We start from the raw sequence: 14,011 nt of genomic DNA on the forward strand, positions 1-14,011 counted from the left end.
AAAGCGCGGTTTCTTTTGAAGGCAACGAAGCGATTCGTTGCCTTTTTTTCTTGCGCGCGATCCACGCGGGCACCCGCTGCAAAGCAAAAGCCCCGCGCCGGCGCGAGCCGGGCGCGGGGCCAAGCGTGCGACCGGATGGAAGCGCTTAACCTTGCTTCGGCTCTTCGCTCTTGCCGAAGAGGCCTGCGAGACCGCCGAGCGAGCCGAGCACGCCCGTCAGGTCGAGCTTGCCTTCGGGCGGGACTTCGCCGTTGGGCGTCGCGCGATCGACGATATGCGGCAGCACCGCCGCCAGCATGCCCGAGAGCTGATCGCCTGAGACGCCCGCTTTCTGCGCGAGCGCGCCGACGTTGTCCGCGCCGAGCACGTTGGTGAGCAAGCCCGGGCTGATCGGCTTGTTTTCGCCGTTGCCGATCCACGACGAGACGATATCGCCCGCGCCGTTCTGGTGGAAACGCTGGATCAGCCCCATGATGCCGCCGGGCTGGCTGTTCACGAATTCGAGCGCCGCCGCGATCAGCGCGCCCTGGCCGGATTGGCCGGCTTGACCAGTCTGGCCGGGCTGTTGCGACGAATTGCCGAGGGAAGAGGCGAGGATATCGAGTAGGCTCATGGCAGTCTCAGTACTTAAGGTTGCAAACGGATTACAGGCTGGCGGCCGAGGCGCTCGCCGCCTTGTCTTTCTTTCGCTTCGATTTCGAAGGCTTCGCGTCGCTGGTTGCCGCCGCAGCCGTGGCGCTCGACTTCTTAGCAGAAGCATTGGTGGAAGCCGAAGCAGCCGCCGCGCCCGGTGCCGGCATGACGGCCGGCGTCTGCGCGGTGGTGGCCGCGGGCGATGTGGAAGCGGTCGCCGCCGTCGATGACTTGATCGTCGAGTTCGTCGCTGCCGCGCCGTGCGAGGTCGTCGCGGCGGACTTCGATGCTTTGCCGGTCGGCGGCAGCGACGAGCCGCCGATGGTCAGACCATTTTCTTCGAGCTTGGCCACCGACTTGGTGCCGAGCCCTTTCACGCGATTGGCGAGATCGTCGGCGTCCTTGAACGGACCGTTCTTCGTGCGTTCGTCGACGATCGCCTTGGACTTTACCGGCCCGAGGCCTTTAACCGAATCGAGCGCGGCTTGATCGGCGGTATTGACATCGACGGCGGCGAACGCCGCGCCGATGGACAACGTGAACGCGAGGCACAGCATCAACAGCTTTCTCAGCATGACGACACTCCAGGCAGATTAACGGAACGAAGGAAACGAAGGAAACGAAGGCCGCACGGTCCGGCAAACGGACGATGCCGTTAAGGATAGGACAAATCCGTGTTTCGAACGCGGGCTGTCCGCATTGTGCATGAGGGCGGGGAAAGCGCTCCGTCGGCGCACAATCTTTAACGTTGCTTTTCCTGTTACTCACGGGCGAATTGTGCCGGCAAACAGGGTAGTCTTCGAAAGATTCGTGGTGCCAACTGTAAGCGGGCGAGTGCCAACCATTTCGACGCCGGCGTGCGCCAGTTAGCCGATGGCACGACGTCCGCCAGACGAGAGATGTCGGGCTCCGGTCGTCACGATGAACGCACGACGCGCTCCGCTCAATCCGCGTCCACCCTATCGAGATGCCGGACACTCACACGCCGCCAGTAGAGAAAGAGCCCGACGCCTGCCACGCCGAGGCTCAGCGAATTGGCGATCCAGAATCCTCGCGCGCCTTGCAGCCAGGCGGGCACCGCGCCGCCCACGTCGAAGCCGAGCATATAGCCGCCGCCGAGCCCGATGCCCCACAGCGCGATGGCATAAATCACGGTAGGCACGAGCGTCACCTTGTACGCGCGCAGAATAAACGCGGTCGTGATCTGCAGTGCGTCGCAGAGATGATAGAAGACGATGATGAGCACGAGCGGCATTGCAGCGGCGATGACGTTCGCATCGGGCGTATAGGCCGCGATGATGTGCGGCCGCGCGGCGAGCAGGATCGCGCCGTACACGAACGCCAGCACGCATGCCATGCCGATGCCGTGCCGCGAGATCGACGCGGCGTCGTCGAAGCGCCGCGCGCCGAGCGCCTGCGAGACGAGCGTCGACGACGCGATGCCGATGGCGAGCGGCGTCATATACAGCACCGCGCCCAGATTGCCCGCGATCTGATGGCCCGCGAGCGTCGTCGTGCCGAAACGCGAGATGAAAAGCGCCATGAACGTGTACGACGTCACTTCTATCAGATAGGACAGCCCCATCGGAATGCCGAGCCGCAGCAGCGCGACTTGCCGCCTGAACGCCGGCCAGGAGAAGCGCGAGAAGATGCCGAATGGCCGGAAGAACTCGAACTTCACGAGCACCGTCATGCCGACTGCCGCCGACACCCAGTTGATGAGCGTGCTCGCGAGCGCGCAGCCCGGGCCGCCTAGCGCCGGGACGCCTGCGCCGCCGAAAATGAACCACGTATTGAGCGGAAACTTGAGGATCAAGCCGCCCACTTGCAGAAACATCACGAGCCGCGGCTTGCCGACCGCGTTGGTCAGCGAACTGTAGACGCGAAACGCGAGGCTCGCGGGCAGGCCGAACGACAGAATCCGCAGATATTGCACGGTGCGTTCGTGCAGCGCGGGCGGCGCCTTCGCCAGACTGAGCAGTGGTTCGGGAAAGAAGAGCAGCACGAAGCCGATCACGGTCAAGGCCACCGCGAGCCACAGCGCCTGACGCGTCTCTTCGCCGATCTCGCTCTCGCGTCCCGCGCCGAAAAGCTGTCCGGCAATCGGCTGAAGCGCCACGAGGATGCCCGTCAGGCCGATGTAAATCGAGATATAGACCGACGAACCGAGACCGAGCGCCGCGAGGTCGGTGGCGGAGAAGCGGCCGACCATCGCGGTATCGATCACGCCGAACGCGATCACCGCGAGTTGCCCGATCAGCACCGGCCACGCGAGCGCCGCGATCTTGCGCACGTCGCGCCACATGCCGGTCTTGCCGTTCGGAATCGAGAGCTTAGGGAGCATGGTTCTGAGGCGTCCGACGCAGGGTGCGCGGGCGCAACGGCTTCTTCACCGACGGCGCGGGGCGCTGGATACGCACGTAGAGGCGGAAGCGTTCGTCGCGGTCGGCGACGCGGCGGCCTTCCCACACGAGCTTCCACTGGAACGTGGAAATGGATGGCGGATCACCGTAATCGGCGCGATCCTGGCGCAGGATCACATCGCAATCTTCGTCGAACGCGAAATGCATGCCGCCGAAATAGGCGAAGGTCGCGATTTGTGCATCGCCGAGGCGCACCGGCGAAATGCAGGTGTAGTCGGGTGGAAGATGATCGGCGATCTGCTCCGCGACGTCGCGATACGTGCGGCTGTAGTTGACCACCGGCAACCACAAGGTCATGAGCAGCACCCACATGAGCGTGGTTCCCCCGCTCGACAACACGACGCTGCGCCATAGCACCTTCGGATGGCGCGCCAGCCGCCAGCGCGCGAGCAGGAACCAGCAGACCGTCACGGCCACCGCGCACAAGAAGGAAATGAGCTTGAACTCGGGGTGAAACCCCGGCACGAGACGCGCGAGGTTGCGCGCCATCGGCGCCGGAAAGCCGATGATGCCCGCCGTCCACACGAGCCACACGAGCGAGCCGATGATCGTGAAGCTGAGCATGGCGAACCAGTCGATGGCGTTGATCGCGCCGCGTTTGAGCGTCGGCAACGCGAACGTCGCGAGCACGGAAAGCGGCGGCAGGAGCAGCAGGAAGAGGCGGTTGGTCTCGTGCGCCTGGAGCACGACGAGCACAAGCAGCGGCCCGATGATCGACAAAGGCACCGCCACGTGCGGCGAGCGGCGCATGCCGCCCCAGCTCACGAACGCCCAGATCGCGAGCGGCCATGCGGGCCATGTGAAGAGCGGCAGGTTCTTCATCGCGTAGCCGAATACGATCGATGGCGGCCCGGTGAACGTGTAGAAACTCGTGCGCCACCATTGCCGCAGCCACCACTCTCCGTCGTCCGGAAAGAAGTGCAGCGCCGGCCACACCCAGGCAGCGATGAGCACGACCGCGACCGGCAGGCCGTAGATCAGGAGCGGCACGGCGCGAACTTGCCGCACGATGATCGTCATGGCGAGCGTGCAGAGCAGCAGCGCGAATACGAGCACCGGCGAACTCGACAGCCCGACGACGCCGATTGCCGCGCCCCACACGAGCGCGCCGTTGACCGGCTTGTCGAGGCTGCGCACGAGGCCGTAAATGAGCATGGCCGTGCCGGCGAACTGCGCGAGCTGCGGCGTGGTTTCGTGCCCGCGCTCGGCGAGTCCAAAGCACGCGAGCAGGATCAGGAGCGCGCCGTCGGCGAGCGCGCGGCCGTAGTCGCGCGGTTCGGGCTCGCCGCCGAACGCATATTTGAACGGCTGCGCTTCGTCGCGACGGCCAAGTAAATACGCCGAATACCAGACGAACGCGCACGCGATACAGAAGAGCAGGCCCGTCACGACGCGCGAGGCGTTGCTCGCATCGACCCACGGGCTGAGAAGCCGAATGAACGTTGCGCCGAGCCAGTACATCAGCGGTCCGTCGGCGGTCGGGGCTTTGCCTAGCAGATTCGGCAGCAACCAGTCGCGGGCGTCGCCGTTGGCCATCGTCCACATCACGCCGAAGCCCGCGGCGTCTTCGTTCTTCCACGGATCGCGGCCGAAAAGACCGAACGACGCATACGTGATGCAAATGGCGAGCAGCAGCCAGCGCGGCAGGGCGCTGGTGGCGGAGGCGGTCAGACGAACGACAGATCGCATGCGAGAAGGCTTGATGGTGAGACGGGCCGCCAGGACGTGCGCCGAAAGCGCGGCGGGGCCGGAGCATCCGGCATTGTAGTCGGGTGGCGGCGCGCGTAGCGTCTTGGCGCCCGCGCATGTAACGTTGCGCAACACCGCTACCGGTTTCAGCAGACCCGAGAGGGGAGCGTTTGCCGCAGTGACAAAAAAGGGCAGCCAAAGCTGCCCTTTTTGCTAAACCTGAAGCCCGACTTACTTCTTGGTGGAGAAGCGCGCGAACTTGTTGTTGAACTTCTCGACGCGGCCGGCCGTGTCCATGATCTTCTGCTGGCCGGTGTAGAACGGGTGCGATTCCGACGACACTTCGATCTTCGCGAGCGGGTAGGTCTTGCCGTTGTACTCGGCGGTTTCGCGCGTCTGGATGGTCGAGCGGGTCAAGAACTTGAAGTCGTTCGACATGTCGACGAACAGGACTTCGCGGTAATCCGGGTGAATGCCTTCTTTCATGATCTTTCCTGGTATCTGGCGGTAGCCAACCCGCTACACCGCTTCACGGTGGCTTTCGCGAGTCACTTGCCTGTGGTCGAAAAACGAAGATTATGCCAGAAAATCAGACGGTTGATACTTTTTTGACTGTGTTCTGGCGATTCAACCGGCCAGCGGGCCGACGTTCGCCGGGTCCTGGCGGTAGTAACGCGCGAGCAGCCGGTACAACTCGGGGTACTCGGCCTCGAACGCCTGCGGCGTGACGAAGAGCGCCTCGCTGCACACCGCGAAGAACTCGGACGGGTGATCCGCCGCATACGGATCGATCAGCGATTCCCGCTCGAAACGGCTCCAGCGGCGCTTCGGCACGGCATCGACGCGCGCGCAGAACTGGTCGTAGGCGTTGTCGAACACGTCGGACCAGGCGGTGTTGTCGAGGGGCGCGTGCCAGCGTCGAAAGAGCGGCGGATGCCCGTCCGCTTCGCCGTTCACCATGTCGATCTTGTGCGCGAACTCGTGGATTACGACGTTGTACGCGTCGGAACCGTCCGCCATCTGCGCGTCCTCCCACGAGAGCACGACCGGACCGCCTTCCCACGCCTCGCCGCTCGCGTCGTGCTCGATTTCGTGCACCACGCCGGCCTCGTCCTCCACGGTCTTTCTGATCACGAACTCGCCCGGATAGACGATCACGCCGACCCAGCCGTCGTACAGCTCGAGGCTCAGATTGAGCACCGGCAGGCACGCCTGCGCGGCAATCGCGACGATCATCTCGTCGGTCAGTTCCAACTCGTGCGCGGTGGAAAACGACTTCTGCGCGATGAAGAGGCTCGTCAGTTCGCGCAGTCGCTCGCGGTCGGGCGTGCTCAGATGGCCGAAGAACGGGAAGGCGTCGAGCGTGCGCTGCCAGAGAGCGTCGTCGATGGCGTACTTGCGCAGCGCGCGTTCGCGGCGTTGCGCGCCGAACCAGCGGGTGAAAAGGTTGGGCATCGGTCGGTCGAGTGGTGCGCGCGATCGCGCAGGAACAGACCGGATTGTACGGATGCGCGCGGCCGGCATCTTGACCACGCCCGAGGAGCCGATAAAAAAACCGCCTGACGATGCAGGCGGTTTTATGGGAAGCGCGAAGCGAGACGGAGGATCAGCCTCCGCCGCGACGCATCAGGTCGAAGAACTCGGAGTTGCTCTTCGTCTGACGGATCTTGTCGAGCAGGAATTCCATCGCTTCGACTTCGTCCATGTCGTGAATGAACTTGCGCAGCACCCAGACCTTTTGCAGCAGGTCCGGCTTGATGAGCAGTTCTTCGCGGCGCGTGCCCGACTTGTTCAGATTGATCGACGGATACACGCGCTTTTCCGCGAGACGGCGCTCGAGGTGCACTTCCATGTTGCCGGTGCCCTTGAACTCTTCGTAGATCACGTCGTCCATGCGGCTGCCGGTTTCGATCAGCGCGGTGCCGATGATGGTGAGCGAGCCGCCTTCTTCGATATTGCGTGCCGCGCCGAAGAAACGCTTCGGGCGCTGCAGCGCGTTGGCATCGACACCGCCCGTCAGCACCTTGCCCGATGCCGGCACGACCGTGTTGTAGGCGCGGGCGAGACGCGTGATGGAGTCGAGCAGAATCACGACGTCATGCTTCATTTCGACGAGACGCTTCGCCTTCTCGATGACCATTTCGGCCACTTGCACGTGACGCGCGGCGGGTTCGTCGAAGGTCGAGGCGATCACTTCGCCCGCGACCGAACGCTGCATTTCGGTGACTTCCTCGGGACGCTCGTCGATCAGGAGCACGAACAGCACGACGTCCGGATGATTCGCCTTCACTGCATGGGCGATGTGCTGAAGCATCACGGTCTTGCCGGACTTCGGCGATGCGACGAGCAGCCCGCGCTGACCCTTGCCGATAGGCGCGATCATGTCGATGATGCGGCCCGTCACGTTTTCCTCGCCGCGCATTTCGCGTTCGAGCGGCAGCGGCTTATTCGGATGCAGCGGCGTGAGGTTCTCGAACATGATCTTGTGTTTCGAGGCCTCGGGCGGCTGCCCGTTGACTTTGTCGACCTTCACCAGCGCGAAATAGCGCTCGCCGTCTTTCGGCGTGCGCACTTCGCCTTCGATGGTGTCGCCGGTATGCAGATTGAAACGGCGAATCTGCGACGGGCTGATATAGATATCGTCCGTACTCGCGAGATACGAAGTCTCGGGCGAGCGCAGAAACCCGAAGCCGTCGGGCAGCACTTCGAGCGTGCCGTCGCCGAAAATCGTGTCGCCAGCCTTGGCGCGCTTTTTAAGAATCGCGAACATCAATTCCTGCTTGCGCAGGCGGTTCGCGTTTTCGATCTCCAGGCCATTGGCCATCTCGATCAGTGCAGACACGTGCTGAGACTTGAGCTCGGATAAATGCATACGGATTTCCCGCCGGGGAGAAGAGGTGCGACAGAAAGATATGGGAGAAGAGGTGAGCGGAACCGCTCTAGGACTTAATACTTCTTGAAGTCTTGTGATTCTAGCATAGCACACGCCGCACGGGCCTCGGATAGGCCGGGGACGGGGCTTTTCGGCCGATGTTGTCGTGCGACAACATCGGCTCACGCGCTTTTCATTCGTATTGCGTGAAGGCGCGCGCGAAGCGGACGCCGATGAGGCCGACGCCCGCCTGTGGTGCAGTTACAGGTTGCTGTCGAGAAACGCGGTGAGTTGCGACTTCGACAAGGCGCCGACCTTCTGCGCCGCGACCGCGCCGTTCTTGAAGAGAATCAGCGTGGGAATGCCGCGCACGCCGAACTTGACCGGCGTGGACTGGTGTTCGTCCACATTGATCTTCGCGATCTGCAGGCGATCGCCGTAATCCTTCGCGACTTCGTCGAGGATCGGGGCAATCATCTTGCACGGACCGCACCATTCGGCCCAGAAGTCGAGCAGGACAGGTTTATCCGACTTGACGACGTCTTGTTCGAAAGAAGCGTCGCTGATGTGCTTGATTGATTCGCTCATTGTCTGAATACCTCTATTGATTCGAGGCCCGCGTTTGAATGCTCGCCACGATACACCAAAACTGGAAAGGATTTCGCCGCTTAACTTGCCGCTCGAAGGTCCGCCGCCGCGCGCCGGTTCGGGCATGAGCACGCACGGTCACGGCTAAGTCACATGCCATCTTAGCCTACTTTGCTATCCGTTGCCCGTGCCCGATAGCAGCGATCTGAGGGCGAAAGTACGAAGCGCAAGTGCACCGCGAGCGTGCTTCGTTGCGAGCCTTCCGGGCGGCGCACCCTGCGTGATACAATTCGTCGTGACGGGCCTCCTCGCATGGTGGCGCGGTCAACCTGGTCAGGTCGGGAACGAAGCAGCCACAGCCGCTTTCCACCAGTGCCGAGGGTCGGGCTCGTCACCTTCCGCTTTTCTGTTTGTCTTCTTCCTCCAGCATTTCCCCCGTTATTTCCTGTTATTTTCGGTGCGGCGACAGCCTCGCTGAACGCTTGCCGCGTACCGCTCTCGCGCGTTTGCCACAAGTCGTTGCTGATACAATTTCGCGCATGACCTATCAAGTTCTCGCACGCAAATGGCGGCCGAAATCGTTCGAGTCGCTCGTCGGCCAGGAGCATGTCGTTCGTGCGCTCACGCACGCGCTCGACGGCGGCCGGCTGCATCACGCCTATCTGTTCACGGGCACGCGCGGCGTCGGCAAGACGACGCTTTCGCGAATCTTCGCGAAGGCGCTCAATTGCGAGACCGGCGTGAGTTCGAAGCCGTGCGGCGTGTGCCGTGCGTGCCGGGAAATCGACGAAGGCCGCTTTGTCGACTACGTAGAGATGGATGCGGCGAGCAATCGCGGTGTCGATGAAATGGCGGCGCTGCTGGAGCGCGCCGTGTATGCGCCCGTCGACGCGCGCTTCAAGGTCTATATGATCGACGAAGTGCACATGCTCACTAACCACGCCTTCAACGCCATGCTGAAGACGCTGGAAGAGCCGCCGCCGCATGTGAAATTCATACTCGCCACGACCGACCCGCAGAAGATTCCGGTCACGGTGCTCTCGCGCTGCCTTCAGTTCAACCTGAAGCAGATGCCGGCGGGGCATATCGTGTCGCATCTGGAGCACATTCTCGGCGAAGAGCGCATCGCGTTCGAACCGCAGGCGCTGCGGCTCTTGTCGCGCGCGGCGGACGGCAGCATGCGGGACGCGCTCTCGCTGACCGATCAGGCTATCGCCTATTCCGCCAATCAGGTGACCGAGGAAGCCGTGCGCGGCATGCTCGGCGCGCTCGATCAGAGCTACCTGATCCGGCTGATCGACGCGCTCGCCGCCGGCGATGGTGCAAGCGTGCTTGCCATCGCGGACGAAATGGCGCTGCGCAGCCTGTCGTTCTCGACCGCGCTGCAGGATCTCGCGAGCTTGCTGCATCGCATTGCGTGGGCGCAATTCGCGCCGTCGTCGGTGCTCGACGAGTGGCCCGAAGCCGAAGATATTCGCCGCTTTGCCGACATGCTATCCGCGGAGCACGTGCAACTGTTCTATCAGATCGCCACCGTGGGCCGCAGCGAACTCGGCCTGGCTCCGGACGAATACGCCGGCTTCACGATGACGCTTCTGCGCATGCTTGCGTTCGAGCCCGCGGGCGGGCCGGGCGGCGGAGGCGGTGGCCTCGCGGTGAACGCGCCGCAAGCGAGCAAGCCTCAGCGCAGCGCTGCGCTCGCCGGTTCGATGGCCGAGCGCGCGGTGGCGCCCGCGCCGGTCGCCGGGAAGGCGGCGGGGCGGGTGTCTGCGACGACGGACGAGCCGCAGACGCAGGTCCGTGAGCGAAGCGTTGCTTCGACGGCATCCGCATCGCCTGCATCAAGTGACGGCGACGAAGCATCCGCGACGAACGTCGAACGCCCGGGTGCGTCGCGCGTTTCGGCGACTCGGCCAGAAGGCGATGTCGCCGATGCGGGCAACGCATCGCCAGCCGCGTCACTCGCGTCGGCGGCTCGCTTGGACGACAACGCTGCGGAAGTGGGCAACGCATCGCCAGTCGCGTCGCTTGTGTCGGCGGCTCGCCTCGAAGACAACGCTCAGGAAACAGGCAACGCATCGCCAGTCGCGTCGCTAATCTCCGCGGATCGGCCGGAAGCGGAAGCCGAGAAGGCGCGCAATGCGCCGCCCGCCGCGCCGCTCGTTTCGGCGACGCGGTCAGAAGATAAACCGGCCGACGCAGCCAACGCGCCACCAGCCGCGCCCGCGCCGCTTTCCGCCGCCGCGCGGCAAACGGTGGACGCCGCCGCTTCGCCCGAAACCGCAGCGCCGACGCCCGCGCCTTCCCGCGCCGGAAGCGGAGCCAGCGCCGCGCTCGAAGTGCTGCGCAGTGCAGGCATGCGGCTGTCGTCGGATCGTCCGGGGCGCGGGGTATCGGCGGCGGGGCAGGCGAGCGCGCCGGCTGCTGCGCCCAAGCCCGTCGCCAAGCCCGCTGTGAAAGTCCAGGTTCCGGAGCCGCGCCGCCCGGTGGCTCAAGCGGCATCCGCGTCGGCACCGGCGTCGGCACCCGCAGCCACGCCCGAGCTTCAGGCCAAAGCCGCAGCGAAAGTCGTTCCGCCGTGGGAGGACATGCCGCCGGACGACTACGCGCCGGCATCGCCGGAAGATGCGTATTTCATGCCCGACGACGGTTACATGCCTGCGTTCGACAGCGGTCTCGACGACATGGGCTTCGGCAGCGAACCCGCGCCGAAGCCCGCGCCGAGAATCGACACCGCGCCGCTGCCGCCCGCCGTCCCGCTCGATGCGCTCGGCGTCGCGGTCGAATGGCCGGCGCTCGCCGCCGACTTGCCGCTCAAGGGCGTGGCGTATCAACTCGCGTTCAACAGCGAACTGACCGCGTGCGACGCCGGTTCCGTCACGCTCACCGTCGCGGTGCCGATGTACACGGACGCCGCCCACGTCGCGAAGCTCAAGGGCGCGCTCGCCGAAAAGCTCGGCCGCGCCGTCGAAGTCAATGTCAGCGTCGGGCCCGCGCGCCGCACCGCCGCCGCGCTGGATGCTGCCGAACGTGCGAAGAAGCAGCAGGAGGCCGAGCAGGAAATCCAGCGCGATCCGTTCGTACAGTCGCTCATCCGCGATTTCGGCGCGAGCATTGTGCAGGGTTCGGTCAGGCCGCTGGCCGCACCGGGCGGACATACGCCGGGCGCGTCCGCTTGACCGGCGCGGTACAGTAAGCCGCAAGACACGCCGCATTCGCGGCTTCGTTATTCCGAACGCACCGCTGCACGTCGCGGTGCGTTCGCCGCCATCCGCATATCCGCTTTTCAGGAAGGAGCCGCACCATGATGAAGAACCAACTCGCCGGGCTGATGAAACAAGCCCAGCAGATGCAGGAAAACATGAAGAAGATGCAGGACCAGCTCGCGCTGATCGAGGTCGAGGGCCAGTCGGGCGCCGGACTCGTGAAAGTGACGATGACCTGCAAGAACGACGTAAAGCGCGTTCAGATCGACCCGAGCCTGCTCGCGGACGACAAGGACATGCTCGAAGACCTGGTCGCCGCCGCGTTCAATGACGCCGTGCGCAAGGCCGAAGTCACCACGCAAGAGAAGATGAGCGGCATGACCGCCGGCATGCCGATGCCGCCCGGCTTCAAGCTGCCGTTCTAATCGCGCGCGCCGAAGCGAATTCGGCGCGCTTCGATGTCAACGAAGGACACATGAAACAACCTTCCGCCTTGTCGGCGCTGGTCGAGGCGCTGCGCGCGCTGCCCGGCGTCGGCCCGAAATCGGCGCAGCGCATGGCGTATCACCTGATGCAGCACGACCGCGCGGGCGCCGAAAAGCTCGGTCAGTCGCTCTTGTTCGCAACCGAGCATTTGCGCCACTGCGAGAAGTGCAACACCTTCACCGAGGCTGCGATCTGCGAAGTCTGCCTCGACGAAGAGCGCGATGCGTCTTTGCTGTGCGTCGTTGAGACACCGGCCGACCAGATCATGCTGGAGCAGACGCTCACGTATCGCGGGCTCTACTTCGTGCTGATGGGCAGGCTGAGTCCGCTCGACGGCATCGGGCCGAAGGAGATTCACTTCGAGCGCCTGATCAACCGCGCGCTGGATGGCGTCGTGCAAGAAGTCGTGCTCGCGACGAACTTCACGAACGAAGGCGAAGCTACTGCGCATTACCTCGCGCAGACGCTCAAGTCCAAAGGATTGAAGGTGACGCGGCTCGCGCGCGGCGTGCCGGTGGGCGGCGAACTCGAATATGTCGATGCGGGCACCATCGCGCGCGCGATGCTCGATCGGCGCTCCGTATAAGGAATGTCCATGACAGAAACCGAAGCTCTCGCGCTCGCCACGCATCGTCACTACAAGGGCGGGCTGTATCGCGTGATCGGCGTGGCGCGTCACTCGGAAACCGAGGAAGCGATGACGGTTTATGAACATCTCTGGCCGCACGAGCGCGGCCTGTGGGTGCGGCCGACTGCGATGTTCGACGAGACGCTCGAGGACGGCACGCCGCGTTTTGAGCCGCTGTGAAGTCCCGCGCGATCGTCCGCGTGACCCGAACATAGAACAAATGGAACGGCGCTTCATGCAAGCCGATTCCGAACGATGAGCCGAGACAAGGAGACGAGAATGACCGCAACGACCGGGCCGCTCGCCGGCGTCAAGGTGCTGGAACTGGGCACGCTCATCGCGGGACCGTTCGCGGCGCGCTTCATGGGCGAGTTCGGCGCGGACGTCATCAAGATAGAAGACCCGAACGGCGGCGATCCGCTGCGCAAGTGGCGCAAGCTGTATCCGGAGGTCGGCGGCACGTCCTTGTGGTGGGCGGTTCAGGCGCGCAACAAGAAGTCCGTGACCGTGAACTTGAAAGCCGAGCAAGGCAAGGAGATCGTCCGGCGGCTCGCGAAAGAAGCGGACATCGTCATCGAAAACTTCCGGCCCGGTCTGCTCGAGAAGCTCGGTCTCGGCTACGACACGCTGTCCGCCGAGAATCCCGGCCTCGTGATGGTGCGGCTCTCAGGTTACGGCCAGACCGGGCCGTATCGCGACCGTCCGGGCTTCGGCGCGATTGCCGAATCGATGGGCGGCCTGCGGCACATCACCGGCTATCCGGACTTGCCGCCGCCGCGCATCGGCATTTCCATCGGCGATTCGATTGCCGCGCTGCACGGCGTGATCGGCGCGCTGATGGCGCTGCATCATCGGCAAGTGAACGGCGGCAAAGGGCAGGTGGTCGATGTCGCGCTCTACGAAGCCGTCTTCAACATGATGGAGAGCGTGGTGCCCGAATACGGCGTCTATGGTCTCGTGCGCGAGCGCACGGGCGCGTCGCTGCCGGGCATCGTGCCGTCGAACACGTATCCGTGCCGCGACGGCAGCGTCGTCATCGGCGGCAATAGCGATCCCATTTTCAAGCGGCTGATGACGGCCATCGACCGCGCCGATCTCGCGAACGATCCCGCGCTCGCCTCGAACGACGGCCGCGTGCCGCGCACGCAGGAAATCGACGAAGCCATCGCCGCGTGGCTTTCGACGCGTAGCATCGACGAGGCGCTCGCCGTGCTCAATGCGGCCGACGTGCCGGCCGGGCGCATCTACAGCGTCGCTGACATGTTCACCGACCCGCAGTACATCGCGCGTCAAATGCTGCAACGCTTCCCGTGGCAGGACGGCCGCGAGATCACGCTGCCCAATGTCACGCCGAAGCTCTCGGAAACGCCCGGCGAGACGCGCTGGCTCGGCCCGCAACTCGGTGAACACACCGATGAAGTCCTTAAAACGCTCGGGTATCATCCTGACGATATCGCGCGACTGCGGGCGGCGAAGGTGATCTGAG

At 64.3% G+C, this 14,011-nt stretch carries 13 protein-coding genes and 1 other RNA gene; 6 read left to right on the forward strand and 8 right to left on the reverse strand.

Going from position 1 to position 14,011, the window contains the following annotated elements; genetic code table 11:
• Positions 1 to 145 precede the first annotated feature (145 nt).
• From P9239_RS10520 to trxA, 8 genes are all read right to left on the reverse strand, one after another.
• Positions 146 to 760 carry a YidB family protein gene (locus P9239_RS10520; protein WP_404980036.1) on the reverse strand — a complete coding sequence of 205 codons (615 nt, stop codon included), beginning with the start codon at positions 758 to 760 and terminating at the stop codon, positions 146 to 148.
• Positions 645 to 1,208: a helix-hairpin-helix domain-containing protein gene (locus P9239_RS10525; RefSeq protein WP_309750445.1), complete on the reverse strand. Its 564-nt coding sequence runs from the start codon at positions 1,206 to 1,208 to the stop codon at positions 645 to 647. Before P9239_RS10525 ends, P9239_RS10520 begins: the two co-directional genes overlap by 116 nt.
• A 368-nt stretch (positions 1,209 to 1,576) precedes the next feature.
• Positions 1,577 to 2,938, reverse strand: a complete 1,362-nt coding sequence (locus tag P9239_RS10530; protein WP_309753986.1) for an MATE family efflux transporter — start codon at positions 2,936 to 2,938, stop codon at positions 1,577 to 1,579.
• Positions 2,939 to 2,966: 28 nt separating this feature from the next.
• Positions 2,967 to 4,745 (reverse strand): glycosyltransferase family 39 protein, encoded by a 1,779-nt coding sequence (locus P9239_RS10535; RefSeq protein WP_309750446.1) that lies wholly within the window; start codon positions 4,743 to 4,745, stop codon positions 2,967 to 2,969.
• A 231-nt stretch (positions 4,746 to 4,976) separates the two neighbouring features.
• Complete coding sequence (locus tag P9239_RS10540; RefSeq protein WP_309750448.1) at positions 4,977 to 5,231, reverse strand: type B 50S ribosomal protein L31; 255 nt, start codon at positions 5,229 to 5,231, stop codon at positions 4,977 to 4,979.
• Between the two features lie 141 nt (positions 5,232 to 5,372).
• Positions 5,373 to 6,200: a zinc-dependent peptidase gene (locus P9239_RS10545; RefSeq protein ID WP_309750450.1), complete on the reverse strand. Its 828-nt coding sequence runs from the start codon at positions 6,198 to 6,200 to the stop codon at positions 5,373 to 5,375.
• Positions 6,201 to 6,351: 151 nt separating this feature from the next.
• Positions 6,352 to 7,617, reverse strand: coding sequence for a transcription termination factor Rho (gene rho / locus P9239_RS10550; RefSeq protein ID WP_159836362.1), 1,266 nt, complete (start codon positions 7,615 to 7,617; stop codon positions 6,352 to 6,354).
• Positions 7,618 to 7,878: 261 nt separating this feature from the next.
• A complete protein-coding gene (gene trxA / locus P9239_RS10555) occupies positions 7,879 to 8,205 on the reverse strand; it encodes a thioredoxin TrxA (RefSeq protein ID WP_008349330.1) in 327 nt (108 codons plus the stop codon).
• 297 nt (positions 8,206 to 8,502) lie between these two features.
• Between trxA and ffs the strand changes: the two genes are divergently transcribed.
• The 6 genes from ffs to P9239_RS10585 all read left to right on the forward strand — a co-directional run bounded on the left by ffs (position 8,503) and on the right by P9239_RS10585 (position 14,010).
• Positions 8,503 to 8,601, forward strand: an RNA gene (gene ffs / locus P9239_RS10560) — signal recognition particle sRNA small type.
• 143 nt (positions 8,602 to 8,744) lie between these two features.
• Positions 8,745 to 11,384: a DNA polymerase III subunit gamma/tau gene (locus P9239_RS10565; RefSeq protein ID WP_309750487.1), complete on the forward strand. Its 2,640-nt coding sequence runs from the start codon at positions 8,745 to 8,747 to the stop codon at positions 11,382 to 11,384.
• 125 nt (positions 11,385 to 11,509) lie between these two features.
• Positions 11,510 to 11,836 carry a YbaB/EbfC family nucleoid-associated protein gene (locus P9239_RS10570; protein WP_309750489.1) on the forward strand — a complete coding sequence of 109 codons (327 nt, stop codon included), beginning with the start codon at positions 11,510 to 11,512 and terminating at the stop codon, positions 11,834 to 11,836.
• Between the two features lie 50 nt (positions 11,837 to 11,886).
• Entirely contained in the window at positions 11,887 to 12,483 is a 597-nt protein-coding gene (gene recR / locus P9239_RS10575) for a recombination mediator RecR (protein WP_309750491.1), read from the forward strand.
• Between the two features lie 9 nt (positions 12,484 to 12,492).
• On the forward strand, positions 12,493 to 12,705 hold the full coding sequence (locus tag P9239_RS10580; RefSeq protein ID WP_309750493.1) for a DUF1653 domain-containing protein: 213 nt from the start codon (positions 12,493 to 12,495) through the stop codon (positions 12,703 to 12,705).
• Between the two features lie 99 nt (positions 12,706 to 12,804).
• On the forward strand, positions 12,805 to 14,010 hold the full coding sequence (locus P9239_RS10585; RefSeq protein ID WP_309750495.1) for a CaiB/BaiF CoA-transferase family protein: 1,206 nt from the start codon (positions 12,805 to 12,807) through the stop codon (positions 14,008 to 14,010).
• The last annotated feature ends 1 nt before the right edge of the window (position 14,011 follow it).

Source organism: Caballeronia sp. LZ062 (assembly GCF_031450785.1).
Classification (GTDB): Bacteria; Pseudomonadota; Gammaproteobacteria; order Burkholderiales; family Burkholderiaceae; genus Caballeronia.